The following is a 26,258-nucleotide window of genomic DNA, read 5'->3' as shown; positions in this document are numbered from 1 at the left end:
ATAGCTGATGCACCATTTCGCCCCTGAGATCGTCCTGATCACCATTCTCTCCCTCGTGGTCCTCGCTGATGCCCTGGCGTTGCGGCTGAGGATCCCTTCGGTCTTTCTGCTCCTGCTGGGCTCCTATCTGGTCTATCACTACTTCCCCGCCGCGATCCCCATCGATCTCAAAGAGCACTTCGACAGCGTCATTCTCTTTTGTATCCCGCTGATCTTTATGGGGGATGCCCTGCATCTGAAGTTCGCCGACCTCAAAAGGCATGGCTGGGGGATCTTCTACCTGGCGGTGGTAGCGGTGGCCCTTTCCATCATCGCCGGAGCCAGCCTCTACGCCTTCGATCTTTTTCCCCAGATCACCCTGGGAGGCTATGTGGCGCTTTTCGCCATCAATATGGCCACCGACGCCGTGAGTGTGCAATCGGTCCTCTCCCGCTTCAAAGGGGTAGCCCACGATGTCAAAGTCCTCATCGAGGGCGAATCCCTGGGCAACGACGCCACCGCCGTCATCGCCTTTTTCTTCATCGGCCTGCCCTGGATGATGCAGGGCTCCATCGAAGCGGACGACGCCGCCCTCGAAGCGCTGAGGGTCTTCGCCTTCAGCACCCTCATCGGTCTGGGGCTTGGCTACGGATTCTACTGGCTGATGAAGTTCTACTCCGACAAACGCGGAGAGCTCTTCACCTTCGTCATCGAAGCCTACGCCGCCTATCTGCTGGGCGAGCATTTCCACCTCAGCGGCATCCTGACCCTCATCGTCGCCATCGTCTCCACCAAAGCCTGGATCGACCGGGATATCGAAATCGAAGAGCGACAACTCGAGCGCAAACGGCGCAGCTTCGTCCAACGCCTCCGTCTGGAGGGGGTCCTGGCCACGACACGGGAGCGGCTGGAGTATATCTATGAGATGGCCAGCGAATTCGGCTACATCGCCGCGGTGGTGATCTTCTTCGTGCTGGCGGAGATGGTGGACCTGCACAAGCTCTGGGAATATCGGAGGGAAATCCTGGCGATGTTTGTCGCCACCACCCTCATTCGCGCCCTCTCCATGGCCAAATTCGCCTGGTTCGGCCAAAAGCTCTCCGCCATCAAACCGGTGGGTGCCGAGGGGTGGTTCATCCTCACCTTCTCGGGAATGAAGGGAGCCCTCTCGATCATCCTGGTCCATATGATCCCCGCCGACTACCCCCATCGGGAACTCTTCGAATCGGTCACCGTCGGCGTAGTGATCCTTTCGATCTTCGTCTACGGCACGGTGCTGTGGGCCTGGTTCACCTTCCGCCCCGAAAAAGAGCGAAGGCTTTTTGGGGAGAAGTGAGACCGGTTATTCTTCGATCCCATTCTCAACCCCACTGCCCCAAAACCATATAAAAAGCCGTCCCACCAAAAATAGAGACCAAATAGTTCCGCCATCGCCAATGCAGCAAAACCGTCACCGCGATCCCCAGGAGCTCCCTCATCCCGTAGGGGGCCCGGGTAAGATCGACGCCGCTGAGGGAAGGATTGGGGATTTTTAATGGAGGAGAAATATAATCTTTTATCCGAGAGTAAAGAGACTACTCTTCAATAATCTCTTTCTTTCCAGCCGGTGGAGGAGTATGATGTGACGAGTGCCTCTTCGCTCTCTTTTCCGCTCTTAGGCTTTTTGCGAGCTCTTTGGCGTATATCTTTTCCAATCTGCGTTTTGCTCTCATATTACGATGGGCCAATCTTCTACTTTTGAAATACTCTCTAACCGAAAGAAACTTCCATTTGAATCTACGAGTCTTTTCCCCCTCCATATTGAACGTATAGCTCTGCAGCTTTCCGTCGATCACAGCAGGGATCTTTTCACCGGTCTTGAGATCGATAAGCAGCAGTCGGCGAAGTTTTCTGGCTCCGGGTGCTTCGATGCGTTTGTAGGGTCTTGGTTGAGCTTTACTTTTGAGCAATACCACTTTCTGGAGTTCAGACCATCGAAGCGTTACGGCTCTGTTGACATCGCTGGAAGTTACGACGAAATTCCATTCGTCACCTCTCCATCTCGTGATGTTATGGTAGTCTCCCTTATATTTGCTCCCGGGTCCATCAGCCTCGAAATTGACGGCGAGCTTCGGCCAACTGGGAAAGGATTCCTGATCATAGGCATCGACACCCTTTTTGGCCTTTTTGATCTGACCGAATCGCGTCTCTACGCTTTTGAGTTTGCTGTCAGCATCTTCGGCATAGAGTGTCATTGCCCACATAGCCCCGACTCTGACTCTTTTGTGTTTTGCCAACCTTTCGATTCTATGTTGTTGAACCTCGTGATTCACGATAGGACCGGTCTGAAGTCTGGCTTCCAGCGAACTCGTCATCAGAGCGATTAAACTTGTCGCCGCTATGGATCGGGTCAATATTTTGCTGTATCGTTTCATTGTTGTGCTCCTCCGTTGGGAATGACAAGATCGAGTGTATGTCCCGCCGTACCACATTCGACCTGTACCCATATCCCTTCCCAAGGCTTGGTGACACAGGCGCCCGGTGTTTGATCGGTATCGTCACAGGTGGTATAGTCATCCGCCGCCCTGTCATACTGGTGGATCTTTTTCAGGGCATAACCCGCCGTTTCTGCCTCAGAGGGGGTATATACTGTTGAACCATCGAGAAGGAAACGGTAATCTTTCCAATCCGCATTGCTTTTACCCGGATAACCGACCATCACGTTCCTGAACCGATCCGAGGCCGGTGCTGTGGCGCAATCCTGGACTGGCACGGGCAGGCGATATTCGATACAGCCGTTATCAGATTGGCAGCCATCCGTTCCCTTGGCAATGTTCCAGTTTATTGGGCTTGCACGTTCCACATCCCATATGCGCTTGGTATCAGTATATAGCCAATAGCCCCTGCCTGTCTCAAGCGTATCGTTAATATCCATTGTCGTATAACTGCTGCTATTGTCCGTTGTACTAAAGTCACGACGGTATAAAGTCCAGCCGGGCCCGCTCGTCGAATATCTGAGTGTCCCGAAATTATCCCCAAAAATGTCATCCACCGTCGCGGAATCAGCCGAGGTATCGGCGGGTATACCTACAAAATGCCAACCGTCTTCCGCCGCAGCTCCCGGTTCACAGAGTGGCGAGAAGTCACCGCTTGGCTGTCTTTCATGGATTTCGGTCCCCGATTTGACATTGTCGAAATAGTCCGCTGAGACAGACCCCATTACCCGAGCATCATCATTGAAATCTATCTTGCCCTTGGCATATACAAACCCTGAGATACAAGCCTGCTCCCCTCCAAACTGAAATTGACCATTGGTGTATATCACCAGTTTCTGAGGATCGCCGAAACCGTTGGTGTCTCCGTCGTTGCCCGGATATGAGCTGCAGTTGATAAATGCATTCTTATCGAGTTTGACATCGCCGCTTACGCGGATATACACCACTCCGTTACCGGAGCCCACTAAAATTTTTCCACCTTCACTTACTTGAATCGAATTATAGTCATAGGTTTGCCCCGGTGTCAGAGTCAGCGTCTCGTTCTCGTTGACCACCAGGTCTTCACCGCCTGGAGTGGAATCACTGATCGTCGTGCGTTCATAACCGGTGACATCGACGTTGGCTACAATATTGTTATTGCTGTCGCGGCACTCCATATCACCACTTTTGTCCTTACCTATGAGCCTGCAGTTGACCCAGTCATAGAGCCGCGGTATAGGGGAGTTCGTATCAAAATCGAAGGCAGTCGAGTTGTCAGAGCCTGCTTCCAGTCCACTTCCCCAGACTTCGAGACAACTCGGTGCCGCGTTCAATGAAGAAAGTGTGCCCGAAAGGAGGAGTACCGTAGCATATTTGAGTGTCATCTTCATACCATTTCCTTTCTATCGATCCGGATGCGGGGGGATTGTCGTACTATCCGCATGGGCAGAGCTTGGTTTGACCATTTGACCCAGTCCCACCAGTACAGGAGTGGAGTAGAACGCTTTTTTAATAAATGTTCTACGCTCCGAACCTTCAACCTTTTCCTTTTTAGATTCAACAAAAGAGTCCATCTTTTTCTCTGGCATTATGAATCCCCTTCCTGTCTGAAATATTCATATTATAATACGGTCAACATATAAAATTCAATAGAATTGAGCTTTAAATTATCAAGAAATTGATTTATTTTTTAAACGATTACAAATGGATTATAAAGAATATAAGAATATGACATCTGTTTTTGGCCACCATATCCTATTTGAAGAAGAGCCCCAGCTCAATGAAGCGTATGATTTACCCATTACGGCTTACGACGATCAGCGGTATATCCGTATATACCGAAGCGGTAAGAAAAAGCTGCAAGCCCCTTATGTCAGTGAAAAGGTAGAGAGTCAGAAAAGATCCTTCCGCTATCTCAGCACCGTCTCTTTCGATCAAACGGAAAAAAAGAACATCGACTGGGGGATTGAAGTGGAAGGAGTGCTGACACTGATGTGGCGGCACAAAACACATAGTATTGAATACATTCCTCATCAAGCCTTCACTCCCGAGCGCTTGCGCTATTGGGTCTATCACACTTTTTTACCTCAGATACTTGAGCTGGAAGGCATTTATCATATTTTACACGTTGGTTCTGTAGAAATAAACGAAAAAGCACTCCTCTTCTCAGCATTCTCCTACGGGGGAAAGTCTACGCTGACAGACTACTTCGTTCGGAGGGGGCATGCCTTGCTCTCAGATGACACTCTGGGGATACTTCAAAAGGCTTCCGACTACTATGCCATCCCTTCCTACCCTTTTTTGCGGCCTTTTAGAAAAGCCGAAACCCTGGGCAAAAGGGTGGAAAATTTCAAACGGAAACCTTTACCCATCACCGCCCTCTTTAGCCTCCAAAAGGCCTCACCCGATGCCCCCGTTGCCGTCGAGAAGCTGATAGGAATCGAAAAATATAAAGTTCTTCACTATACACCCTTCGCCCCCTTTGAATTCACCAAAATCCAACGTTTTTTTTATTTCGCCAAAATGGCAGAGTCGCTCCCCGTTTATCGCCTGCATATCCCATGGGAACTTTCACGGCTAGAAGAAGTGTACGATACGATTATGGATCTTTTAACTACGTCTTCAAAAAAATGACTGACAGGGCTCAAGTATCAAACCCGCTTCAACCCCCCTGCACCAATACCATATAAAAAGCCGTCCCACCGAAAATAGAAACCAAATAGTTCCGCCATCTCCAATGCAGCAAAACCGTCACCGCGATCCCCAAAAGCTCCCTGATCCCGTAGGGGGCCTGGGTGAGATCGACGCCGCTGAGGGTATAGAGGATCAGGATCGTCAGAATGACCGGCGGAAAATTTTGCTCGATAAAGATCACGAGCCTGGGCGGACGGTGCCGGGAGAAGAAGAGAAAAGGAGCCGCACGGGTAAGGAGGTTGGCTAGGGCCATGACGAAGACGGCTTGCCAGATCCATGCTTCATTCACCTGTTCCACCCTCAGCCTCCTCATCCTCATTCAATCTCCCCCGCAAAGCGAGCATCCCCAGCAGCGCCAGGCCGATGGCGGTGATCAGCATCCGGTCGCGGCTGACCAGCACCATAGCCGCCAGGGAAGCGCCCGCTCCGATCAGAAAGGGAAGGAGATTTCTGCGCTGACGGTACTGCTCCATAGCCAGCACCACAAAAAGGGCCGTCAGGGAAAAATCGAGCCCCCGGGTATCGAAACGCATTACGCCTCCCACCAGCACCCCGGCCACCGTGCCCAAAACCCAGTAGCTCTGATTCAGTGCCGCCAGGTAAAAGTAGTAACGCCTCTGATCGATCCTGGCATCGGGCTTCAGAGTGGTCATCAATGCGTAAGTCTCATCGGTGAGGGCGAAGATCAGATAGGGTTTGAAACGGCCGGTCTTTTGGAATTGCTTGAGCAGGGAGAGTCCGTAGAAGGCTTGACGGATATTGATGAAGATCGACGCGACGAAAATTTCCCACATCCCCGCCTTGGCCCGAAAAAACTCCAGAGCCAGAAACTGCAGGGTCCCGGCATAGATGAGCAGCGACATCGCCACCGGCAGATACCAGGCATAGCCCTGAGAGCGCATCAACAAACCGAAGGCGAAGCCCAGGACGCTGTAGCCCATCAGCACTGGCATCGAGGCTTTCAACGCGGCTTTGAAGGCAGGATCTTTTATCAAAAGCCATCCCTTGGTGTGGTAATAAAAATTGTAAAGATTATAGCAGAAGGATATGGGAGAAAAGGGGCAAATTATCCATATCGAAGCGGTCGGAAACGACACTGCCCGGTTGGAGAATTTACCGAGGCTTCAGTGCCGCCATTCATAAAAGATCCAGACCAGCAGAGCGATCCCGATCCCCAGATTGACCCAGCTGCCGCCGTCTTCGAAGAGCTTCTCCAAAATCCAGTAGACTTTGCGCCCCATAAAGTCGGGTTCCTGAAGCATCCGGGCATGGGCCCACTGGGCGATGGCTTTTCCCCGCCAAAATCCGATGACCTCGGGAAGGATGAAGAAAAAGAGTACTCCCAGTATTCCCCAGAGATTGGGAGTGGGTTTGAGGGAGCGGGCGCTCTGGCGCAATACGGGATTCTCCGCGGCTCTTCGGGCCGCGCTTCTGAGGCGTTCTCTCATCTGCGGGACCTAAAGCTCCAAAGAGGCCGCCCTCACTTGAAAGCAGACCAACACATCCACATCGGTATTTGCCAAAAGGCCCTTGGCCCCCTCGGCCAGGATCGTCTCCCTGTCCGTCGGGGCGAAGACCAGCAGATCGGCTCCGCTGCGCTCCAGTGCGTCCTGAACATCCTGCTCGATCCCCGATTCGCCGATCTCAAAATGCCCTGGGATCCCTTCCGCCTTGCAAAAGGCTTCGAAACGCTCCCGGGTACTCTCGATGACCTGAGACTCCTCCTGGATAAGGATCTCGGGAGTCATAGTCCCCATGACCGGATCGATCATCGCATCATCGGCTGAAGGGAAGAATTGATAATCCATATAGGCTTCCCAGCCCACTTTTGGCTCCAGGCGCTTCACCATATGGAAGCAGGGAGCGGGATCCCCCACGACATCGGGGACATAGAGTCCCTTGACAGGATGGTGCTCCGCTTCGGGCACGATGACATAGAGGGGACGGTCACTCTTTTGCAAAAGTTTGCCGAGCTCCTCGTGCTGATTGGCGACGATTAGGAGGGAATCTTCCCGATCCGACTCCAGCACGGCGTGGTCAACCAGATCATTCTCGTAAATCAGCAGTGCCCACTCCTCGAGCCCCTCTTTGCGGAGCAGCTCCTCCAGATGCTCACGCACCGCTTCCATATTCTCTTCCCTGCCTTCGTAGATCGGCAGTTCAAAAAGCCCCTCCTCCTTCACATAGACCAGGGTCACACCGGCCTTCAATCGATCGGAGAGTTCGCGGGTCTTCCCGATCAGCTCGGGAGCCTGCTCCACTTCGCTACAGAGTGCCAAAAGACGTCGCATCATCTTCTATCTCCTAATAAATTACGGGTTTTACGCAGTATATACCATATTCCGACAAGAGGGCAAAAATGCGCCCTCCGGACACAAATGATCACAAGGCACAATGCCCAGAATCAGTGAACCATCCCGAATCCGGGGATGAAAAGATCGCTCACCGCTCCGAAAAGCATCGTAAACAAGACCACAAAGAGATAGAGGATAAAGACCGCGGGGAAGGAGGCAAGCGCCAATTTCACCATAAACCAGACCAGATCCCAAAAGGGGATATCCAGCCCGGAGATGATGACCCTCTTTTTTTCTTCACTCTCCATCACTCGCCTCCAGTCCTTTTTCGATCTCTTCGCGCTCATCCGCGGAAGCCGGAGCAATGCCCTTTTCGGCCATAATCCAGTGGAAGAGGACCAGTTGGACGAAAAAGGGAGTAAACATATTGATGATCGGCACGAAGTTGAGCATCGAAGCGAAAAAGGCGATGCTCCAGATGACGAAACGATGCTGTTTGAGCCGGGTGAACTCCTCCTGGGTGCAGTAGAGCCGACAGGTTCCCCGGAAGGTGGCGTCCCGGTAGAGCCAGGCCCAAAGGAAGAGCTGGATCAGGACATTGACGATCGGGATCACCAGCAGGGGAAAGAGCAGTACCGTCAGGAGCACGAAAAGTGCGGCATCCCGCAGCGCCACCGTCCCGTGGTGCGTTTTGATCTTCTCGACAGGAGGTTCATAATCGGGGTAATTGATCTCGCGGACCGTTTCGAGAAAATCTTTCCGGAACAACGAAAGGACCAGAAAGAGGCTCAAAATGTAAAAGCCGTAGAGGATGTAGAAGTTGAGCAGCATCGCACTCCCCTCCGCCACCGTCTGAAAGGGGAGCCAGACCAGGAGTTTGTCGGCGATGGCTTTGTTGAGAAGCCCCCAGTTGGCGATGATGAGCCAGGCCCATCCGGCGGCAAGCAACAACAGCACGCCAAAAGAGTAGTAGTAATACCCCCGCTTCATCTTCCGGAAGAAGATCGGAGCGATCATTGCCGTAATGAACGCATAGGAGACCAGGACCGCCAGAGCCCAGATCAAAAAGAGGATCAACAGGGCTCCGTTGGCTTTGACGATACTGAAAGGGACCCAACTGATGATCCAGGTGCTCACATGCAGCAACGGGGTCCAGACGACCCAGCCGATGGCCAGCCAGATCAGCATCAGTGGCAATCCGGTCACCAGCACTTCCCGCAACACCGGCCAACGGATCAGATCTCTCAGGCTCCGATGGAAAATACCGTAAATGCTCGCCATCGTCTCACGCTCCGCCTGTATTCTCGTTCGGTTTCACATCACACTTGAGCGCTTCGGCCTTGAGCCATTTGAGCCGGGTGAGGATGTGTTCGAGTTCTTCCTCATTCTCCTGGCATTGGCGGTGGAGCTCCTCTTTCTTGGCTTCGATCTTTTCGATCTGCTGCTCGATCACCTGAGGATCGATGGCGCACTTCTTCGCCAATTCACCCTCTTTTTCCAGCATCCACTCGGTCATCTTTTTTACAAACTCAATCATAGGAACTCCTCTTTTTCGTTTTTTTGCTTGATCGCAACTATTATACACTCTCTTTTTATCTCTTTTTAACCCCTGAAGCTTTTTGGCAATTTTCGATGCGACTTTTGAGAGTTTGCTACCTGTGTAGCATTCTAGATTAGTGAGATAGACTAAACTTTCAGAGTAGAAAAATCAAAAAATTACCCAGGAGGTATCAAATGAAAAAGGTTCTTCTCTCTTCGGTCGCTGCCCTGGCTTTGCTGAGCAGCGGTCTCTCGGCCGCCGAGACCAAAGCGGCGCCCAAAGCCCAAGTCGCACAAAAAGCGAGCAGCCAAAGCGTCAAGAACGCTGCGGTACGCAATGCCAAAGCCCGGGCCAACGCCCAAAAAGCGGATGTCAAGATCGTCAAAGAGGCCGTCGAAGCAGTCGCTTTGACCCAGCAGACCCTGGTGCAATTGAGCCAGAACAAAAAAGATGAAGCCATCAAGTCTCTGGAAAAAGCCATCGGCAAAATGGAAGTGGTCCTGAGCCATCCCAACGCTCCGGCCCTTCTGCCTCTGAACGCATCGGTAGTCGTCAGCGAATTTCCCGGTACGGCCTATGACGTGGAAAATGCCGTCATCACCTCCATCGCCCTGCTGGAGAAAAAGCGTGTTCAGGATGCCCGGATCATCGTCCAGACTCTGAAAGACGAAATCGACCTCATCACCATCAATATGCCTCTGGCTTCCTACCCTGCCGCGTTGAAACTGGCGGCGAGATTCCTGCATGAAGGCAAGGTCGCCGAGGCACAAAAAGTGCTCGCCACGGCTCTGAGTACCTTCGTCGAGGTGGATGTGGTCACTCCTCTGGGTATCGTAGAGGCACAGGATCTCATCGTCGCAGCCAGCAAAGTCGCCAAAACCGACAAGAAACTGGCCCTGGCGTACCTCGATGCGGCCAAAGCCGCTCTGAAAAAAGCCGAAGCTCTGGGATACACCAGTACTTCGGACACGACCTACAAGATGCTCAATGAAGCCATCGAGAAGATCGAAAAAGAGATCCGCGGCAAGAACAAAGCGGAAAAACTCTTCGAAAATCTGATCGCCAAACTCAAAGAGTTCGAAGAGAAAGCGGTCAAAACCCTTCACAAGTAAGGGATGAGGGCCCGAGAAGGCCCAAAGTTCCGCTACAATGACGCAATAAACACCTAACAACAAGAAAAAGGATCAACCATGGCAATACTCGGATATACAAAACTCGAAGCACTCTTCCGCAAAGCGGCCTCTCTGGACATCGACAAGGGGCATGCGAAAGAGATCACCGACATCATCGAAAAGAAACTGGTCGACTTCCTCATCGCCGCGGAGCGCAACGCCAACCTCAACGGCCGTGACATCATTTGGGAAGCCGACCTCCCCATCACCAAGGGATTGCAGGAGACCATCATCGAGTTCAAAAAGCTCGAAGAGGAGATCGACGTTCAGGATGTGCTCAACTATCTGACCACCATCCCTCCTCTGAAGTATCCCCTCGCAGCTGACCTCGAAGCCAAGCTGCCCGAACTCACCGGAGCGATCCTCGTGGTCATGGCCCGCATCATGAAAGAGATCGACCGCGAAAGCCGCCGGGTCAACCACGAGCTGATCGAGCGTGCCGGCCGGATCATGGATCTGACCCTCTGATCCGGGTCCCAAAGGAATAGCGATGTTAAACATCAAACAATTCACAGACAACGTTCAGGATCTGGAAAAATTCAGTAAATACACGAAGATCTATGGCGTCATCTTCATCATCCTCGGACTCGTAGGAGTCTTTTACCCTGAGATCATGTCGATGACCACAGCGATCTTCTTCGGATGGCTGCTGCTCTTCAGCGGATTTCTCGTCGGAATCCAGACATGGCAGCTCAACAAAAAAGATTGGCTGGGCTGGTTGAAGTTTCTGCTCTTCACCGTCACAGGTGCCCTGCTGATCGTCAATCCTCTGCCGGGAGTCATCGCTCTGGGAATCATCTTTAGCGCCTACTTCTTCGTGGACGCTTTTACCAACTTTATGTTGGCGATGAAGCTCCGCCCGGCAGCCAACTGGTGGATCGCCCTGCTCAACTCTATCTTGTCGCTGGCGTTGGGCATCATCTTTTTCACCGCCATCCCCAATCCGATCAAAACTCTTTGGTTGGTGGGTCTGCTGGTGGGAATCAGCCTCTTCTTCGACGGCGTGATGCTCCTCGGCCTCTCCAGCGCCGCCAAAAGCGAGCAGGAGAAGTCCTAAGCGCCAGCCGCCTTGCGGCCGGATGAAAGATTTTGGATTGAGAAATCAGCTACAAATACTATCCGTTGTCCTAATAATTCTCTATCCATTTTCTCAACGCTCAGCACTCAACGCTCAACTCTCCCAATAACAAATACACCAATACACTAATAAACGAACCTCAATGCAACCCGGGTAGCAATGACTTTTCCAAATTTCCCACTACAATACCCTCAACAAAACATCCAAAAGGAGCAAAACAATGCTGATCAAGAAAGAACATGCTGTCGCACTCTACAATGTGCTGGGCGAAGAAAACAAAGGAACCCACTGCCAAATCTCTGTGGCTGCCGAGCGGGAACCCTACAATGAACTCAATCTGGCCAACCTGCTCGAAATGGGGAGCAGCAAAGTGGAATTCCGCCTCTCCTACTGGGGACGCAACCTCGTCTACCTCCTCGACGAAATGATCCAAAACGGCAAACTGGACATCCCCGCCAACTGGAAAGAGGGATACCGCTGGATCGGTAGCGAAACCATCGCGATGATCGAAGCCGCTATGAAAAACGGCGGCTTCGTCGGTCCCGTCGCCGAAGAGGCGCTAACCGAGCGTGGATTCGCCGAAAAAGTCCGTGACGAGCACTGCGGCGAATGCACCAAGCTCAACGACTATGCCGAGGCGCTCTACGACATCTATCTCCACTCCCATCCCAAGCTGGAGATCACCCAGAACCTGGCCAACTTCATCGTCTCCATGCCCGAAGGCCCCGCCGAGAAGAACGGCCTGGACTACGAGGGACGCGAAGCGGAGCTGCTGGAGTCGATGCGGCTGTTGAGCTACAGTGTGCCCAATACCGACATCTTCAGCCTCAACCGTCTGGGCAAAGCGGTCAAAAACGCCATCACCCATATGGCCTATCCCTATGACGCCGTGATCAGCGAAGATTACCTGCATGTGCTGGCATACTATCTCGACAATGGCTTCGAGGCCCTCAACGACAAAGAGAAAGAGCTGATGGAGAGCCTGGCCCTCATCGATGCCGAAGGCAAACTCCTTCCCGGCGGCGAAGCCCTCGAAGAGGTGCTCCATATCCTCAGAGAGCAAGCCTATCTGCCTGCCAGGACCTTCGATCTCGAAGCGTTGGATGTCGAGATCCTCAGAGGCATCGACGAAGTGATGAAGCGTCACGAGTCCAACCCCGAAGTGCTCCCGGCCCCCGAAGAGATCCGCCACTACCTGCTGGATCTCCCCCTCAAAGAGTACAAAGCGGTCAAAGAGCACTACGGACGCCGGCTCAATGAGGATATGGGTTATCAGAAAAAAGAGGAGCTCAAGAAGAAATTCGCCGAAGCCCTCACAGTTGAAGAACTCTTCAAGAGTTTCTACGAAAAAGGCAACCACTGGCTTGAGAAGCTGATGGATGTGATCGAAGAGTCTCTGATGACCCTCAAGAGCTTCAGCCTCGTCGAAGCCAAACTGAGTGAGGATGGCAAACTCTATTACGATATGACCCCGGAGGGACGTCTGGTCTTCGAAGAGCAGAAAGAGAAAGGCTTCCGCGAAATCAGCGCTCCCGCTGTCAAAGCGATCACCATCCGTGAGAGCGAATTCGGCGCACCCAACCTGGAGTGGTACGAAGCGGCCAAGGCCGAGCACCTCGTCGGCGGCGGCGCCCCCACCCATTCGGGCGAGATCTATGCCGACCTGGCATATAACGTGGAGCGCAAGCCCCACATCACCCGCTTCGAGCTGCAGATCCTGCACAAGCTCCCCGAGCGGGGCTATTTCGTCGAGAGCCTCTACGAAGACTTCGACCCCACCCTCAAAGAGGAGGTCACCTACGGGCTCAACAAGCTCGAGGCACGCGGATTTGTCGAGCTCCTGCCCGATGGCGGTGTCGTCGTCACCGAAGCGGGCCACCTCATCAAGCGGGCACTTAGCGGCACTCCCGAATCCTTCGGCAATGCCCTCAACCCCCTGGTAGTCCGGGTCCTCGACGCGCTGCACGAAGTGGGCAACCTCTATGTCAAGGAGCGCAAAGTGCGTATCCTGCCCAAAAACATCAAAGAGGCGATCAAGATCTCTGGTCTCGATCCCGAGACCTTCAACAAGGCGCTCACCGTGGCCCGTAACGCCAAGTTCATCGGCCACACCAGCATCAACGAGGCCGGCCTGGACATCCTGGAAGCCTACGAGCTTCTCAACAGCTAAAAACTTTGCGGGGAACTCTTCACAATTCCCCCAAAATAAAAAAGCCCCTCCTCTTTGCAGAGGAGGGGCTTCCTTCCTATTTCGAGTCTATCCCGAAATATATTATCTCATCCAAATATTCTCAAGCACACCCGGCACTCAGAAACAAAATCCCGCCTTTTCCAACTCTTTGCGAATCACAGCCATTTGGGCATTTTTGCTTTCACCGCACCAATCAGGGGCCAGGAGTGTCTCATCCTGGATTCCGGCGGTCATACGTTGGATGCTTACATCTGCGGGTTTGAGGCGAAGGGCTTCGATGAGTACCTCGATATACTCTTCGCGGGTGATGGGAGTGAACTCTCCCCGTTTATATTCATTGGCCAACAGGGTCTGCTTTACTACATACAGAGGGTGATATTTGACCGAGTCGATCCCCCAGTCATAGGCAGCTTTGGCGGAATCGAGCATCATTTGCTTATCCTCACCAGGAAGGCCGAAGATCAGGTGGCCGCAGACTTTGAGCCCCTTGTCTTTGGCCTTTTTGATCGCCTGTTCCACATTGAGGGCATCGTGTCCGCGATTGATTCTCCGGAGGGTCTCATCATAGATCGACTGGATCCCGTATTCGATCCAGATCTCATACTCTTTGGAGAGCTCGGCCAGATACTCCAGGGTCTCATCGGTAACACTGTCGCTCCGGGTCCCGATGCTCAGTCCCACGACCCCCGGATAAGCCAGGGCCCGTTCATAAAGGGTCCGAAGGGTCTCGAATGGGGCATAGGTGTTGGTAAAGGCCTGGAAATAAACCAGGAATTTCTTCACCCTTTCTTTTCGGCGGAAAAGCTCCTGGGTGCGGGTGACCTGCTGGTGAAGTTCGGCAAGCTGGCGATCGAGGATCGGATTGTGGGGTGAATTGAGGTTGAGAAAGGTTTTGCCGGCGTTCTGGGCGAGGTTGGGACTGAACGATTCATTGAGGCAGAAGGTGCATCCCCCTTTGGCAACAGTCCCGTCGATATTGGGGCAGGTAAATCCGCTCAGCCCCACCGGGACTTTGCGCACCCTCTCACCGAAACGCTCTTTGAGATAACGCCCGAAGGTGTAGAGGGGCTGTATCCCCTTCGTACCGCAAGCCAAGGATTATTCTCCGCCGCAGCTGGGCGATTCGGTGCATCCCCCGGCAAAATAGTTGCCGTCGAAGCTCACCAGGGAGTAGTTGCGGTCACGGCCCAGGGCATCGACCAAACCGTCGAGGGAAAGGAAGCCTACGCTGTCGGCCCCGATATACTCTGCGATCTCCTGAGGCGTATAGCGGGTGGAGATCAGCTCCGCCTGGGTGGGAGTATCGATCCCGTAGCGGCAGGGAAATTTGATCTCGGGAGCGGCGATGCGCATATGCACCTCTTTCGCTCCGGCGTGGCGGAGCATCCGCACGATCTGTCGGGAAGTGGTTCCCCGCACCAGGGAATCGTCGACGATGGCGACTCGTTTCCCCTCGATCAGATATTTGATGGGAGAGAGCTTGAGCTTGACCTTCAAATCCCGGATCTGCTGGGTCGGCTCGATAAAAGTCCGGCCCACATAATGGTTGCGCACGATCCCCATTTCGAAGCGCAGCCCCTGCCCTTCGGCAAAGCCCATAGCCGCCACCCCGCTGTCAGGCACCGGCAGGACCAGGTCCACGTCGGCGGGCTGCTCTTTGGCCAGGTTATGCCCCATCTTCACCCGGGTTTCATAGACATTCTTCCCGTCGATGATGCTGTCGGGCCGGGCGAAATAGATATATTCGAAGGCGCAGGGGCGGTAGTCGGGTTCGAAGATCTGCTCGCTCACCGGCTCTTTGCCCTCTTCGAAGATCAGCATTTCACCCGGGCGCACATCCCGGACAAACTCGGCATCGACAAGATCCAAGGCGCATGTTTCACTGGCGGCGATCCATCCGCCGTCGGGCAGCCGCCCCAGACTCAGGGGACGGATCCCGAAACGGTCGCGGATGACAAACATCTTCGATCGGCTCTGAATGATCAGGCAGTAGGCCCCTTCGATTTTGGTGAGCATATCCTTGATCCGGTCGACGAGATGGTCTTCCTGGCTCTTGGCGATCAGATGGACGATGTTCTCCGTATCCATATCGGTCTGGAAGATCGCTCCCCGCTCGATGAGGCGGTTGCGCACCTCCATCTTGTTGACCAGGTTGCCGTTATGGGCGACGGAGATCTCCCCCAGTTTGTATCGGGCGAAGACCGGCTGGGCATCCAGCACCGAGTCCTTACCGGCCGTGGAGTAGCGGTTGTGCCCGATGGCGCAGCGCCCTTCCAAAAGCTGAAAACTCTCTTCGTCGAAGACTTCGGTCACCAGCCCGCGATTTTTGATCAGACGAATCTTCTCCCCGTCGGCGCTGCTGATCCCCGAAGACTCCTGCCCCCGATGCTGCATAGCAAAAAGGGCGTAATAGGCGATCTTGGCAGCGGTGTCACTCCCGAAAACTCCCACAACGGCACACATTATCTTTCTCCTTCGGAGTCTGGTGAATGGTGAATAGTGAATAGTGAATAGTTGCGGGTTACATTGCTTTGCAACGTCTCCTTCTCAAAAAGAGCAATGCTATCGCATTGCATACCGAAATTCCTCATTCCTAATTCCTCATTCCTCATTATCATATGCCCAGGCAGTCGTTGATGCTGTAGAGGCCGGGCTCCTGATCTACGAGCCATTTGGCGGCGCGGATCGCCCCTTTGGAGAAGGTCTCCCGGCTGGTGGCCACGTGGGTCAGCTCGATATATTCTCCATCGTTATAGAAGCCCACCGTATGGCGGCCGACGATATCGCCGCCCCGCAGGGCCATCACGGCGATCTCGTCCTTGCTCCTGGGGCCGATCTGGCCGTCACGGCCGCTGACGCGCACCTTTTCCAGATCGAGGCCGCGGCCCTTGGCTGCGAACTCGGCAAGGGTCAACGCCGTCCCGCTGGGTGCATCCACTTTGTGGCGGTGGTGCATCTCGACGATCTCGATATCGAAATCCTTGAGGGTGGAAGAGACCTGCTGTACCAACTGTTTGAGCAGAGCGATGCCTGCCGACATATTGGAAGCGTAGAGCACCGGCATCTTCTTGGACGCCTCTTCGATGAGATTTTGCTGATGGACACTCAATCCGGTCGTTGCGATCACCAGTGCGGTCGGATTCTCCATCGCCGCTTCGCAGAGTTCCTGGGTTGCCGCCGGAGCGGAGAAGTCGATGACGACGTCACAGACTTTGAGCATTTCGGGAATGCTGTTGGTAGCCAAAACCCCTTCGGGAAGCTCCTGCTTCAGCTCATCATAGACGTGGACAGCCGAAAGCTCCAGCGTGTCATCTTCCATAACGTTCTTGATGAGATGGGCTCCCATTCGGCCGGTTGCTCCGAGAATTCCTGTTTTGATCATTAGAGTTCGTTCTCCTGAATATAGTGAAGGGCTTGCATACCCGCAATGGCGCCGTCGCTCGCGGCACAGACCACCTGTTTGGGGGCTTCGATCCGCAGATCTCCCGCGGCGAAAAGGCCCGGTACGGAGGTATGCATATTGAGATCGACGATCACCTGCCCCTGTTCGTTGACGTCACAAAGGAAGCTGCCGTCTTCCTGCTTGAGAACCTTGTTGTTGACGTTGTTCCCGACAAAGACAAAGAGGCCGGGAACCTTCAGCACTTCTTCGCGGCCGTCTTTGAAGCGGATCTTGACCCCTTCGAGGCCCATCGCGTCGCCGAAGGCCTCTTCGACGGTCGCATTGAGGATAAACTCGATCTTGGGATTCTTCATCGCCCGCTCCACGGTCGGAGGCGCGGCGCGGAAGGTGTCGCGACGATGGATCACATAGACTTTGGAGCAAATATTGGCTAGGTAAAGCGCCTCTTCGAGTGCGGTATCCCCACCTCCGAGCACGGCGACCTCTTTATCTTTGTAAAAGAAGCCGTCGCAGGTAGCGCAGGTACTGACCCCACGGCCGAGGAACTCCTCTTCGCCCTTGAACCCGGCGCGTCTCGGAGTGGAGCCGGTGCAGACGATCACCGTTTTCGCTTCGACCGACTCGTCGCCGCTGAGTTCGACAATAAAGTGCCCAGCCTCGCTTCGACGCACCCGCTGAACCTCTTTCATCTCATGTTTGAGACCGAAGTGCATACACTGCTTGGGCCAGGGCTCCATCAACTCCATTCCCGTCAAAGGGGGATCTTCGCGGAAGACACCGGGATAGTTCTCGATTTCACTACTCTGAGTGATCTGCCCTCCCGGCATTCCCATCTCATACATGACGACCTCTTTGAGTCCGCCGCGTGTGGTGTAGAGCCCCGCGGTCAAACCGGCCGGCCCTCCTCCGATAATGGCACAATCGAGCATCATCTCTCCCTTGTTTATGAAAGCTTGCATCGCTTCGCCGAGACGAAACGGGGCAAACTCTCGGCCGACGATCGGCCAAGAAGGCCTTAGGCCAGCAGAGCGTCGAGCTTCTCTTTGAAGACCTGCTTGCCGGCGGCACCGACCATCTGATCGACCAGTTCCCCGTTTTTGAAGAAGAGGATGGTGGGGATGGAGCGGATACCGTACTTGATGGCGATCTCCTGCTCTTCGTCTGTATTGACTTTGGCGATGGTCGCTTTGCCCTCATACTCCTCGGCCAATTCCTCGATCACAGGTGCGATCATCCGGCAGGGTCCACACCAGGGAGCCCAAAAATCTACGAGAACAACGCCCTCTTTGATGGTGTCATCGAAGTTGTCTTTGGTCAGTTCAACATATTTACCCATTATTCTTCCTTTATGTAGTGATTTGCGAGGTTGATTATACCCAGTTTCGTGTAATGTTTGGTAGATACCAGAGAAATTTACTCCGATTTTATTTCCGGTGTCTCGAGAGGAAGCGGATACTCCGGAAAAAGCGCGGAGCGTGTCCCGGGAATCGGCTCATTTCCCACAGCTTTGACCGTATAGACGAAGGAAATTTTCGGCGCTTCGCTTCGATTGGCCCCCGCCCGATGAAGGAGTCGGCAATGGAAGAGGACCAGATCCCCCTTCTCCAGCGTGAAACGCACACGCCCCTCGATCCAGGGCCGGTTGGGAGCGTAATCGTCCCGGAAAAAATCCCGTTCATCGAAAGATTCGGGCGAAAATTCCTGCCGGTGGGAGCCCGGGATAAACTCCAGGACACCGTTCTGCTGGGTTTCACGGCCCAATGCCAGCCAGACACTGAGCAGGCGGTCGTCCCGGTAGTGCCAATAACGTTCGTCACGGTGCCAATGGGTCGGGGTGCTGCTGTGGGGCATCTTGGTCATGATCGAATTGTGATGGGCCGTCACCAAAACCGGCATTTCCTCCAATAGCTCCGCCAGCAAAGGGCGGATGGCAGGTTCACGCATCCACTCCCGGAAAAGAATGTCCCGATCGTAGACCTGCCGCAGCCTCCGCACCGTCTCCCGATACTTCTTCTTGTCGATACCGATATATTCCGATTCCATCTCCAGAGGAGGGATCCGGTACTTCAAATGGACGTGGGCGATCCCTCTGATCGCATCACAGCGCTCCGGCTCCACCGCCTGCCGGAAGAGTAAAAAGCCCTGCTCGTGAAATTTTTGGAGCTCTTCATCACCCCACTCGATTCTCAATGACACGTCACTTCCTTATTATCTGATTATCTGATATTCTCCAGCCGCTCGATCTCGTTCCGTATCACGATGGATGGGAAATAGGTCATCCACCTCTTATTCGCCATAATACTGAAGCGGGACAATAACTTGTTGGTTTCTTGCTCACAAAATTATACAATTATACATCGAATCAAGATTTTTGGAAGCATTTTTAACTAAAAGAAGTGGCGCATAGGAATTTCACAGTTAGAATTCCAATCTTGCCCAATTTATGGTCATAATCGTTTCATTTCACTATCTCTCCTTTGGAAGATACATCGTCCATACTTTGAAACTCATTATCAAACTGCAGCAAAAGATTATGCTTTATTCCTTGTCTCTAACGTTGAAGCAAACTTTTTCACTCAATAGTAAAAAATTTTTTTAATAATTTGAAATCTGAGGTTTACAATACTTTTTGCTGCTATCTATTATTTTACATACAATTGGTTATCTTAAAAAACTCTATAAATTATTTCCAAATTTATTTACTAATAGTTTTTGGAAATTTTTAATAGTATCATTCAAAAAGCAATCGAAGAAAGAGAACTATAAGAATGTTCCAAAAATGGGCAAATATACCGGAATGGGCAATAGGATCGGGAATTCTGGCGGGCAGTGTTTTAGCGGCTCTCCTACTCTTTTATCGTAAAAAAAAGAAAACCCGTTCTTTCATAAATACTGCAGAATTTAAAGCATTTAAAAAGACGTGCCAAACCGCAGAAGAGACAGTCATTATTGTCGATAGAACCTATCATATCGTTTTTGCCAATAATGCCGCAAAAATGCTCTATCCGATCGATAGAGGACAAAACCTTAAAGAGATAACAAAAGAAACCTTCCGCTACTACAATCCCCAAGAACAGGAATGGCTCCCCCTCGACGAGCTAATTCACCGTCACCGCAAACGCAAAACCGAGCACGCCAGTCTCTTTACACTACAACTTGACAAAGAGGGCACCGGCCAGGTACAAGTCAAAGTGAGCTCGATCAAGTCCGAAGACAATCAGCATATGGATATTGTTGTCGTTCGTGATACGAGCTGCGAACAATCTCTGGTTAAACTTCAAAATACCAATAGCTTCAGTGGCTTACCCAACCGTTATAAAGCCTTCGCCGACATCGGATCCCGTATTGCAAGCAGCACCCGTAGAACCCGTTTTGCCGTCATTGTTCTGGAAATGGACAATGTCAGCCGTTTACGTGGAGCGCTTGGATACAACGATATGGAACGGATTCTCTCCCATATTGCCAACGCCATCCGGGAGATGGAAGAGGAAGGAAATATCAAAGGATACCATTTCGACTACTCGACCTTCGTACTCATTCTTGATCAACCAAAAGATATCCACAGCATCCATCTGACGATCAGCCGCTTCGGCAAATTGGTTGAACAGATCAAGAGCACGGCAAAAGAGATGTTCAGACTCTCCTTCTCCACAGGCGTCAGTCTCTTTCCCGAGCATGCAACGGTAAATGACCTTCTCAACAGTGCTTTTGCCGCCTTGGCCAAGGCGCAGGAAGAGGGTTCAGGCCATACCGTCATCGCCCAAAAAGACAAATTGCTCCAATCCGATGCCGTACTGACTCTCAGCCGTGAGATCAAAGAGGGTTTGAAGAATCGCGAATTTAAACTCTATTTCCAACCCATCTTTAGCAGCCAAGATCTTCGTCTGGCCGGAGCCGAAGTGCTTCTGCGCTGGAAGCACATAGAAGGGATGCGTCATCCGGGTATGTTTATCCCTTTTGCCGAGAAAAGCGGTCTGATTATCGATATCGGCTATTACGTGCTCGAAGAGACCCTGCGTATGCTCACCCACTGGAACCATTCGGGCTTTCTACCGATTCAACTCAATATCAATCTCTCACTGCGGGAACTGGAGAGCATAGAGTTTATGAATCATCTCAACCGGGTGCTCTACCAATACGATATCGGGGATTCAGGCATCAAATATGAAATCACTGAATATGCCTCGATGCACAATCCCATTTTGACTCGGGAGCGGTTGGAAAAGTTACACCAAATGGGTATCAAGGTCGCCCTCGATGATTTTGGAACCGGCTACTCCTCCTTTTCCCATTTGGCGGAGTTTCCCATCGATACCCTCAAGATCGATAAGAGCTTTGTCGACAATATGGTCCAGGATCGAAGCAAGCAGCACATCATCTCCAGTATCACCAAACTCGGGCACAGCCTGGGAATGAATCTCGTCGCCGAAGGGATTGAAACCCGGGATCAGGCAAAACTGCTTCAGCAGATGGGAGTCGACCTCTTCCAGGGCTACTATTTCGCCAAGCCGATGTCTCAGCTAGAGTTCCAATACCTGCTGACTCATCCCGACGAACAGAAGATTACAGTGTAATATTTTCCAACAACTCCATCTCACCTCGTCGCACGATGAGCGCGTCGATGCAAAGAGGAAGATCCAACCCCTTTTCTTTGAGATAGTATTGCGCCGAGTTGATGACCCGGCGCAGTTTGGTGGGGGTAAGATTATAGATCGGGTCGAAATCCTGGGAAGCGCTTTTGACTTCAACGAAGTGGAGGATACCGGATCGCTCGGCAATGATATCGATCTCCCCCAACTTGCGAGCATAGTAGTTACGTTCTATGATCCGAAAACCCGCCTCCTCCAGAAAGCAGGTCGCCAACTCCTCCGCATCGTTACCGAACTGCCGCAAAAGATTACGCTTCATCTTCTTCTCAAATAAAAATTCTCAACGCATTCCATCTTCCATCTTCCATCTTCCATCTTCCATCTTCCATCAACTTCCCGCCCACGCTTCTCCCACGGGGATCACTTCCACTTTGACCGATTTGAATCGAGCGGTGAGGATCAGCTCATCCGATTCATCCCCGAAAAGGGTATTGATCCGGCTTTTGGCGTGATGGAAAGTACAAAAGAGGGTCCGGGGGCGGATAGCGTCGCTGTAAGCCACCTTGAGCGCTTCGCTCTCCCCGTGCTCCGAACGTAGGATCACCCGTTCCCCGAAACGCTCCTCATCTTCGGAATTGGCCAGGAGGATATCCTCGTCATATCGGCTTTTGAGGCGTTGGCTGCGTTTGGTCTGGGCGGCGTTGTTGTAGTGGGCCAGGGTCCGTCCGGTGGTGAGGTAGTACCCTTCTAGAGAATCTCGGTAGAAACGCCCCTCCAATATTTCCTCGACCATCCCCCGCTTTTGCCACTGACGGTAGACGAAACGCCCCAGGCCGTCTTCAGTCCGGAAATCGAGCAGATGCAGGATCGGGGTATCCTCGTGGTAGATGGGCCACTGCATACCCCGCTTGCGGTGACGCTCCAACCGATAGTAGGCGGCACCGCTGAAACGCTCGGGGGCTTCCCGGCGCACTTCGTTCCAGACATCCTCGCTGGAAGCGAAATCGAAGTTTGCTCCGTCACCGAGTTTCTTCGCCATTAATGTCAGCACTTCCCAATCGTCGGGCAGATCACTCTGCACCAGAGGCTGAGAGAGGTGAAGCCGGCGCATCGCGTTGACATAGACCCCGGTCTTCTCGTAGGCCGATTTGACCCCCACCACGATATCGGCACGCTGGGCGATCTCGGTCATAAAGAGCTCCTGGACCATAAGAAAATCGAGCTGCTCCAAGGCCCGGTCGATCTTGTTGAGATTGGGGTGGATATGGGCCAGATCCTCTCCCATATTCAAAAGCGCCTTGATCTCTCCCCGCTGCATCGCGTCGATAAGCTGGGGTGTCATCAGCCCCACCTCCCTGGGAGGACGGTAATCGGGAGCATAATAGGGCAGACAGCCCATATCGCAGGCGCCTTGCACATTGTTCTGCCCCCGCAGCGGCATCAAGCCCGCCCCGCTCTTGCCGATATTGCCCGTCAGCAGGGCCAGATGGGTCAGGGCCATCACCGCATAGGAACCGTCGATGTGCTCCGTGATCCCCAGGCCCCAAAAGATCATAGAACGCTTGAGGGCGTACTCCCTGGCGATATTGGGGATCATCTTCGCCAAATATTCATACCCCTCGACTTGCTTGAAAAAGGCGGGGTCGGCATAGGGGTCGTTCAGGATTTTCTCTTTGTACTCTTCGAAATTTTTGGTGCGCTTGGCAATAAACTCCTCGTCGTAAAGCTCCTCTTCGATGATCACCCGAGCCATCATATTCAAAACCATCAGATTGGCTTCAAAAGGGATGATACAGTCGTGTTTGGCCAGCTTGGAGAGCTTGGTGCGGCGGACATCAATCACCGCCAGATTGTTCTGGGTGCGGGCCACATCCACAATGCGGTTGGCGACGATGGGATGGGCTTCGATGGTGTTGGAGCCGATGACGATGATAAATTCCGTTTCATAGATATCGTTGTAGGGGTTGGTCGCGGCCCCTTCGCCGATGGTAGCCCGCATCCCTTTGAGGCTGGGAGAATGACAGACCCGGGCGCAGTTATCCACGTGAGGCGATCCCATCGTCTCCCGGCAGAATTTCTGAAAGGCATAGGCGCTTTCACAACTGGTTCGCGCCCCGCCGATGGCGCAGAAACTTTTGGGACCATAGCGCTCCCTGATCTGCGCCAGCTTTGCCGCGGCGATATCGGTGGCAGTCTCCAGATCCGTCTCCATCCAAGTCTCGTCCAGAGGCTTCAGCCGCTCGGCGTAACGCTCCGCCAACTCAGGGTTTCGCTCCAGAAAACTCCGGCGCACCCGAGGAATGCGCACCCGGTCTGCCGCCTCGACAAAATCAAAGCCGTATTTGCCCTTGATGCAAAGCTTGCCCTGGCTGACTACTCCATCTTTCTGGGCATAGACTTTGACGATCCGGTTGTTCTCCACCACCCCGGTAATATCACACCCCACCCCGCAGTAGGTACAGACACTCTCGACCTCTTGACGCTCGACCTCTCTGTTCATCTGCTCTCCCGATATTTTCTGCTACTTTGTAACCTACTTTTGCTTAATTAGTCGTAAGATAGTCGCAAGTCGCAGGCACGGGGCTCCGCCCCTCAAGTCACAAGAAGAATTGTGTTACGTGCTATCTGCTAAGTCTCCAGTTTCACCACGTTGTTGATGGAAGGTGTGAGCTTGGGTTCAATTTGAAATTCAAGAGAGGAGTGATAGGCTGAGACATCTCAGAATAAGGCAAAGGAGAGATGAAACAGCACTATCATTGCAATGCGAGGACCAACTCGCATATACGCCAAAGTATACAGAAATCCAAGGCAAGCAATCAAGAGTTGGCCCGACGTTTCGGTGTCAGTATTCAGACAATCAGTAAGTGGCGGAACCGTCAAGAGACACAAGATCGTAGCAGTCGGCCCCATACGATTCATTATGCGCTAAATAACCTGGAGCGGGAAATTGTACGCATCGTGCGAACCTGTACCTGGATGCCCCTGGATGATCTGGTAGAGATCCTACGAAGTGTGTTTCCCGGTATCAGTCGATCTGCCGTGTACCGAACGCTCAAAACATTGAAGATCAGCCGTGTTCCCGAAGAGAAGCGAGCCAAGGCAAAGAAGTTCAAAGAGTATGCTCCGGGCTTTGTCCATATGGATGTGACCTATCTGCCAAAGATCGATGGAGTCAAATACTATCTCTTTGTAGCCATCGATCGTGCGACACGCTTGATGTACTACAAGGTCTACCGAAGCCGAAGTGCCGGTAGTGCAATGGATTTCCTCGAAGAGTGTCAACGCTTCTTCCCTTTTAGGATCACTCATATCCTGACCGATAACGGAATGGAATTTACCGACCGATTCAGTCAGGGACGAAAGGAACCGACCGGAAACCATCGCTTCGACAAGCTCTGCAAAGCGTTAAAGATCACCCATCGTCTCACGGAACCCTTCACTCCACAAACCAACGGAATGGTCGAACGAGCCAATGGTCTGATTAAAGAGCGAACCATCAAAGTACAGAACTATGAAAATCTAAAGCAGATGAGAGCTAAAGCGGTTTTTCGGGTTGCTAAAAATCCTTTAAACCTTCGGTAATATGGTGCCTAAAAAGGACTTTTTTACAGATGGCTTGTAAAAAAGTGCCCTATCTGTGGTTCAAAAGCGACGAAAAAGAATGGTAAAAGAGCAGGAATTCAGCGCTATTTTTGCCAAAGTTGCCGGCAGAGCTTCTCTTCTCGTAGACGTCCCTCCCGCCTCAGAAAACGACTCTTTACTGCCTACTTCTATGAGCACCAAACCCTCAAAGCCTTATCCCGGACCTATCATAAGGATCGGGAGTGGATTCAACGTCAGATTCATAGCTATGAACCGCCAAAGACTTCACCACATCCCAGACCGGTCACTTTGGTTATCGATGCGACATTCTTCGGAAAACGGGGAGAGGGCTTTGGTGTTCTTGTAGCTAAAGATATCCTGAGTGGCCAACTGGTAGCGTATCGTTTCATTCAGACTGAGACGCTCAATGAATATGCGATGCTTCGGCAAAGCCTTCTGGATCAGGGCTTTATCATCCAGGCCGTCACCGTCGATGGCCGACGGGGATTGTTTGGGCTCTTTGCCGACCTTCCGGTTCAAATGTGCCATTTCCATCAACAAGCCATTCTCACTCGTTATCTGACGCGCAGACCTACCTATCAAGCCTCTAGGGATCTCAAGCGTATCGCTTCCTATCTTGGACAGACAACCCCCTGCCGTTTCCGCTATATGCTGGAAGCCTGGCTCCAACGGCACAAAGATTTCTATGAAGAAAAAACCCCTGACGATTCTCCACGTGGATGGCATTACACCCATGATCGACTCCGCTCGGCCTATCGAAGTCTTGAACGCAATCTTCCTTATCTCTTCACGTATAAAACCCATCCTCATCTTGGCATAGCCAATACAACCAATACTTTGGATGGTGGACTCTTCTCTCCTATGAAAGCTTTATTGAAAATCCATCGGGGTATTGGAGACTCTATGAAGAAGAAACTCATCACTGATTTCCTAGAAAAAGCAATGAAATAGCAACCCGAAAACCCGCTTTAAGTCGCAGATGATAATGGATTTGGATAAGTTCCTTCTTTACTATCTCTTTACCAGACGCCACGGAGGACTCAGAAAGGAATTGAAAGTCAAAACACCTTTTGAAGCATTGCGCTACTGGTATAATCTGGAATCTGATCTATTCAGGAAATCTCCTGAGATGTTCAAAGCCGACACACTGCTCTGGCTTCAACAACGTGGTGAAACCTGACAGCTAAGTGCTACGATTTTTTCAATTCAAAATCCAAAATCACCTTCCATCTTCCATTCTCCATTCTCCATTCTTCGGTTAC

At 52.3% G+C, this 26,258-nt stretch carries 28 protein-coding genes and 1 pseudogene; 10 read left to right on the top strand and 19 right to left on the bottom strand.

The genetic code is table 11. The features are described 5' to 3' along the window. Positions 1–7: 7 nt before the first annotated feature. Positions 8–1,315, top strand: coding sequence for a cation:proton antiporter (locus NITSA_RS03475; protein WP_013553645.1), 1,308 nt, complete (start codon positions 8–10; stop codon positions 1,313–1,315). Positions 1,316–1,340: 25 nt separating this feature from the next. On the opposite strand, the gene NITSA_RS11075 is transcribed toward NITSA_RS03475, so the two are convergent. Genes NITSA_RS11075 through NITSA_RS03460 form a run of 4 tightly spaced genes read right to left on the bottom strand, consistent with a single transcriptional unit; the run spans position 1,341 to position 4,021 of the window. Further along, entirely contained in the window at positions 1,341–1,508 is a 168-nt protein-coding gene (locus NITSA_RS11075) for an AzlD domain-containing protein (protein WP_281031939.1), read from the bottom strand. Positions 1,509–1,553: 45 nt separating this feature from the next. Further along, positions 1,554–2,393, bottom strand: a complete 840-nt coding sequence (locus tag NITSA_RS03470; protein WP_013553644.1) for a hypothetical protein — start codon at positions 2,391–2,393, stop codon at positions 1,554–1,556. After that, on the bottom strand, positions 2,390–3,823 hold the full coding sequence (locus NITSA_RS03465; RefSeq protein ID WP_013553643.1) for a hypothetical protein: 1,434 nt from the start codon (positions 3,821–3,823) through the stop codon (positions 2,390–2,392). Before NITSA_RS03465 ends, NITSA_RS03470 begins: the two co-directional genes overlap by 4 nt. Before the next feature lie 12 nt (positions 3,824–3,835). After that, complete coding sequence (locus NITSA_RS03460) at positions 3,836–4,021, bottom strand: hypothetical protein (protein WP_042203667.1); 186 nt, start codon at positions 4,019–4,021, stop codon at positions 3,836–3,838. 115 nt (positions 4,022–4,136) lie between these two features. On the opposite strand from NITSA_RS03460, the gene NITSA_RS03455 reads away from it, so the two are divergent. Continuing rightward, entirely contained in the window at positions 4,137–5,066 is a 930-nt protein-coding gene (locus tag NITSA_RS03455; protein ID WP_013553642.1) for a hypothetical protein, read from the top strand. A gap of 28 nt (positions 5,067–5,094) precedes the next feature. Here NITSA_RS03455 and NITSA_RS03450 read toward each other — a convergent pair whose 3' ends face one another. The 7 genes from NITSA_RS03450 to NITSA_RS03420 form a co-directional block, all read right to left on the bottom strand. After that, positions 5,095–5,424 carry a branched-chain amino acid transporter permease gene (locus tag NITSA_RS03450; protein ID WP_013553641.1) on the bottom strand — a complete coding sequence of 110 codons (330 nt, stop codon included), beginning with the start codon at positions 5,422–5,424 and terminating at the stop codon, positions 5,095–5,097. Further along, entirely contained in the window at positions 5,408–6,121 is a 714-nt protein-coding gene (locus tag NITSA_RS03445) for an AzlC family ABC transporter permease (protein ID WP_013553640.1), read from the bottom strand. Before NITSA_RS03445 ends, NITSA_RS03450 begins: the two co-directional genes overlap by 17 nt. Positions 6,122–6,250: 129 nt before the next feature. Next, the gene (locus NITSA_RS03440) at positions 6,251–6,574 is read right to left on the bottom strand and encodes a hypothetical protein (protein WP_013553639.1); all 324 of its coding nucleotides are present in this window, start codon (positions 6,572–6,574) and stop codon (positions 6,251–6,253) included. Between the two features lie 9 nt (positions 6,575–6,583). Further along, positions 6,584–7,420, bottom strand: coding sequence for a hypothetical protein (locus NITSA_RS03435; protein WP_042203661.1), 837 nt, complete (start codon positions 7,418–7,420; stop codon positions 6,584–6,586). A gap of 110 nt (positions 7,421–7,530) precedes the next feature. Continuing rightward, positions 7,531–7,728 (bottom strand): hypothetical protein, encoded by a 198-nt coding sequence (locus tag NITSA_RS03430; protein WP_013553637.1) that lies wholly within the window; start codon positions 7,726–7,728, stop codon positions 7,531–7,533. After that, positions 7,718–8,701, bottom strand: a complete 984-nt coding sequence (locus tag NITSA_RS03425) for an EI24 domain-containing protein (RefSeq protein WP_013553636.1) — start codon at positions 8,699–8,701, stop codon at positions 7,718–7,720. Before NITSA_RS03425 ends, NITSA_RS03430 begins: the two co-directional genes overlap by 11 nt. Positions 8,702–8,705: 4 nt before the next feature. Then, complete coding sequence (locus tag NITSA_RS03420) at positions 8,706–8,957, bottom strand: hypothetical protein (RefSeq protein ID WP_013553635.1); 252 nt, start codon at positions 8,955–8,957, stop codon at positions 8,706–8,708. 197 nt (positions 8,958–9,154) lie between these two features. Here NITSA_RS03420 and NITSA_RS03415 point away from each other — a divergent pair, with 197 nt between their 5' ends. The 4 genes from NITSA_RS03415 to NITSA_RS03400 all read left to right on the top strand — a co-directional run bounded on the left by NITSA_RS03415 (position 9,155) and on the right by NITSA_RS03400 (position 13,380). After that, on the top strand, positions 9,155–10,072 hold the full coding sequence (locus NITSA_RS03415; RefSeq protein WP_013553634.1) for a YfdX family protein: 918 nt from the start codon (positions 9,155–9,157) through the stop codon (positions 10,070–10,072). Between the two features lie 78 nt (positions 10,073–10,150). After that, positions 10,151–10,600 (top strand): DUF1931 family protein, encoded by a 450-nt coding sequence (locus tag NITSA_RS03410; protein WP_013553633.1) that lies wholly within the window; start codon positions 10,151–10,153, stop codon positions 10,598–10,600. A 22-nt stretch (positions 10,601–10,622) separates the two neighbouring features. After that, positions 10,623–11,189: an HdeD family acid-resistance protein gene (locus NITSA_RS03405; protein ID WP_013553632.1), complete on the top strand. Its 567-nt coding sequence runs from the start codon at positions 10,623–10,625 to the stop codon at positions 11,187–11,189. A 241-nt stretch (positions 11,190–11,430) separates the two neighbouring features. After that, complete coding sequence (locus NITSA_RS03400) at positions 11,431–13,380, top strand: DUF505 domain-containing protein (RefSeq protein WP_013553631.1); 1,950 nt, start codon at positions 11,431–11,433, stop codon at positions 13,378–13,380. 138 nt (positions 13,381–13,518) lie between these two features. Here the strand turns inward: NITSA_RS03400 and mnmL are convergent, their stop codons facing one another. The 6 genes from mnmL to NITSA_RS03370 form a co-directional block, all read right to left on the bottom strand. Then, positions 13,519–14,496, bottom strand: coding sequence for a tRNA modification radical SAM protein MnmL/YtqA (mnmL, locus tag NITSA_RS03395; protein ID WP_013553630.1), 978 nt, complete (start codon positions 14,494–14,496; stop codon positions 13,519–13,521). A 3-nt stretch (positions 14,497–14,499) separates the two neighbouring features. Continuing rightward, positions 14,500–15,864, bottom strand: a complete 1,365-nt coding sequence (purF, locus tag NITSA_RS03390; protein WP_013553629.1) for an amidophosphoribosyltransferase — start codon at positions 15,862–15,864, stop codon at positions 14,500–14,502. 151 nt (positions 15,865–16,015) lie between these two features. Continuing rightward, positions 16,016–16,783, bottom strand: a complete 768-nt coding sequence (gene dapB / locus NITSA_RS03385) for a 4-hydroxy-tetrahydrodipicolinate reductase (protein WP_013553628.1) — start codon at positions 16,781–16,783, stop codon at positions 16,016–16,018. Continuing rightward, a complete protein-coding gene (gene trxB, locus NITSA_RS03380; RefSeq protein ID WP_013553627.1) occupies positions 16,783–17,733 on the bottom strand; it encodes a thioredoxin-disulfide reductase in 951 nt (316 codons plus the stop codon). Before trxB ends, dapB begins: the two co-directional genes overlap by 1 nt. A gap of 86 nt (positions 17,734–17,819) precedes the next feature. Continuing rightward, positions 17,820–18,140 carry a thioredoxin gene (gene trxA, locus NITSA_RS03375; RefSeq protein ID WP_013553626.1) on the bottom strand — a complete coding sequence of 107 codons (321 nt, stop codon included), beginning with the start codon at positions 18,138–18,140 and terminating at the stop codon, positions 17,820–17,822. A gap of 77 nt (positions 18,141–18,217) precedes the next feature. After that, positions 18,218–19,000 carry a phytanoyl-CoA dioxygenase family protein gene (locus NITSA_RS03370; protein ID WP_013553625.1) on the bottom strand — a complete coding sequence of 261 codons (783 nt, stop codon included), beginning with the start codon at positions 18,998–19,000 and terminating at the stop codon, positions 18,218–18,220. 800 nt (positions 19,001–19,800) lie between these two features. Here NITSA_RS03370 and NITSA_RS03365 point away from each other — a divergent pair. Further along, complete coding sequence (locus NITSA_RS03365) at positions 19,801–21,378, top strand: putative bifunctional diguanylate cyclase/phosphodiesterase (protein WP_169308527.1); 1,578 nt, start codon at positions 19,801–19,803, stop codon at positions 21,376–21,378. Here the strand turns inward: NITSA_RS03365 and NITSA_RS03360 are convergent. Together NITSA_RS03360 and NITSA_RS03355 are read right to left on the bottom strand one after the other, a co-directional pair. Next, positions 21,368–21,712: a YraN family protein gene (locus NITSA_RS03360; RefSeq protein WP_013553623.1), complete on the bottom strand. Its 345-nt coding sequence runs from the start codon at positions 21,710–21,712 to the stop codon at positions 21,368–21,370. The two genes, NITSA_RS03365 and NITSA_RS03360, sit on opposite strands and share 11 nt — an antisense overlap. 69 nt (positions 21,713–21,781) lie before the next feature. Further along, positions 21,782–23,893: a molybdopterin oxidoreductase family protein gene (locus NITSA_RS03355; protein WP_013553622.1), complete on the bottom strand. Its 2,112-nt coding sequence runs from the start codon at positions 23,891–23,893 to the stop codon at positions 21,782–21,784. Positions 23,894–24,132: 239 nt separating this feature from the next. On the opposite strand from NITSA_RS03355, the gene NITSA_RS03350 reads away from it, so the two are divergent. From NITSA_RS03350 to NITSA_RS03340, 3 genes and pseudogenes are all read left to right on the top strand, one after another. Then, positions 24,133–24,975, top strand: a complete 843-nt coding sequence (locus tag NITSA_RS03350) for a DDE-type integrase/transposase/recombinase (RefSeq protein WP_013553621.1) — start codon at positions 24,133–24,135, stop codon at positions 24,973–24,975. 51 nt (positions 24,976–25,026) lie between these two features. Continuing rightward, entirely contained in the window at positions 25,027–25,947 is a 921-nt protein-coding gene (locus NITSA_RS11070) for an IS256 family transposase, variant Zn-binding type (protein WP_083799710.1), read from the top strand. Between the two features lie 25 nt (positions 25,948–25,972). Next, positions 25,973–26,176 (top strand): annotated as a pseudogene (locus NITSA_RS03340) (DDE-type integrase/transposase/recombinase); the annotation flags it as partial. Between the last annotated feature and the right edge of the window lie 82 nt (positions 26,177–26,258).

It is taken from the genome of Nitratifractor salsuginis DSM 16511 (assembly GCF_000186245.1).
Classification (GTDB): Bacteria; Campylobacterota; Campylobacteria; order Campylobacterales; family Sulfurovaceae; genus Nitratifractor; species Nitratifractor salsuginis.
The sequence above is the reverse complement of the archived record's forward strand: the minus strand, read 5'-3'. Positions and strand labels throughout refer to the sequence as shown.

Coding starts and splice junctions, on each gene's coding strand:
- NITSA_RS03355 (WP_013553622.1), bottom strand. CDS start 23,893: ATGAACAGAGAGGTCGAGCGTCAAGAGGTCGAGAGTGTCTGTACCTAC.
- purF (WP_013553629.1), bottom strand. CDS start 15,864: ATGTGTGCCGTTGTGGGAGTTTTCGGGAGTGACACCGCTGCCAAGATC.
- NITSA_RS03455 (WP_013553642.1), top strand. CDS start 4,137: ATGGATTATAAAGAATATAAGAATATGACATCTGTTTTTGGCCACCAT.
- NITSA_RS03400 (WP_013553631.1), top strand. CDS start 11,431: ATGCTGATCAAGAAAGAACATGCTGTCGCACTCTACAATGTGCTGGGC.
- NITSA_RS03440 (WP_013553639.1), bottom strand. CDS start 6,574: ATGAGAGAACGCCTCAGAAGCGCGGCCCGAAGAGCCGCGGAGAATCCC.
- NITSA_RS03475 (WP_013553645.1), top strand. CDS start 8: ATGCACCATTTCGCCCCTGAGATCGTCCTGATCACCATTCTCTCCCTC.
- NITSA_RS03435 (WP_042203661.1), bottom strand. CDS start 7,420: ATGATGCGACGTCTTTTGGCACTCTGTAGCGAAGTGGAGCAGGCTCCC.
- NITSA_RS03470 (WP_013553644.1), bottom strand. CDS start 2,393: ATGAAACGATACAGCAAAATATTGACCCGATCCATAGCGGCGACAAGT.
- NITSA_RS03350 (WP_013553621.1), top strand. CDS start 24,133: ATGAAACAGCACTATCATTGCAATGCGAGGACCAACTCGCATATACGC.
- NITSA_RS03465 (WP_013553643.1), bottom strand. CDS start 3,823: ATGAAGATGACACTCAAATATGCTACGGTACTCCTCCTTTCGGGCACA.
- NITSA_RS03460 (WP_042203667.1), bottom strand. CDS start 4,021: ATGCCAGAGAAAAAGATGGACTCTTTTGTTGAATCTAAAAAGGAAAAG.
- NITSA_RS03360 (WP_013553623.1), bottom strand. CDS start 21,712: ATGAAGCGTAATCTTTTGCGGCAGTTCGGTAACGATGCGGAGGAGTTG.
- NITSA_RS03365 (WP_169308527.1), top strand. CDS start 19,801: ATGCTCTATCCGATCGATAGAGGACAAAACCTTAAAGAGATAACAAAA.
- NITSA_RS03415 (WP_013553634.1), top strand. CDS start 9,155: ATGAAAAAGGTTCTTCTCTCTTCGGTCGCTGCCCTGGCTTTGCTGAGC.
- NITSA_RS03430 (WP_013553637.1), bottom strand. CDS start 7,728: ATGGAGAGTGAAGAAAAAAAGAGGGTCATCATCTCCGGGCTGGATATC.
- trxA (WP_013553626.1), bottom strand. CDS start 18,140: ATGGGTAAATATGTTGAACTGACCAAAGACAACTTCGATGACACCATC.
- NITSA_RS03410 (WP_013553633.1), top strand. CDS start 10,151: ATGGCAATACTCGGATATACAAAACTCGAAGCACTCTTCCGCAAAGCG.
- NITSA_RS03425 (WP_013553636.1), bottom strand. CDS start 8,701: ATGGCGAGCATTTACGGTATTTTCCATCGGAGCCTGAGAGATCTGATC.
- NITSA_RS03405 (WP_013553632.1), top strand. CDS start 10,623: ATGTTAAACATCAAACAATTCACAGACAACGTTCAGGATCTGGAAAAA.
- trxB (WP_013553627.1), bottom strand. CDS start 17,733: ATGCTCGATTGTGCCATTATCGGAGGAGGGCCGGCCGGTTTGACCGCG.
- NITSA_RS03420 (WP_013553635.1), bottom strand. CDS start 8,957: ATGATTGAGTTTGTAAAAAAGATGACCGAGTGGATGCTGGAAAAAGAG.
- dapB (WP_013553628.1), bottom strand. CDS start 16,783: ATGATCAAAACAGGAATTCTCGGAGCAACCGGCCGAATGGGAGCCCAT.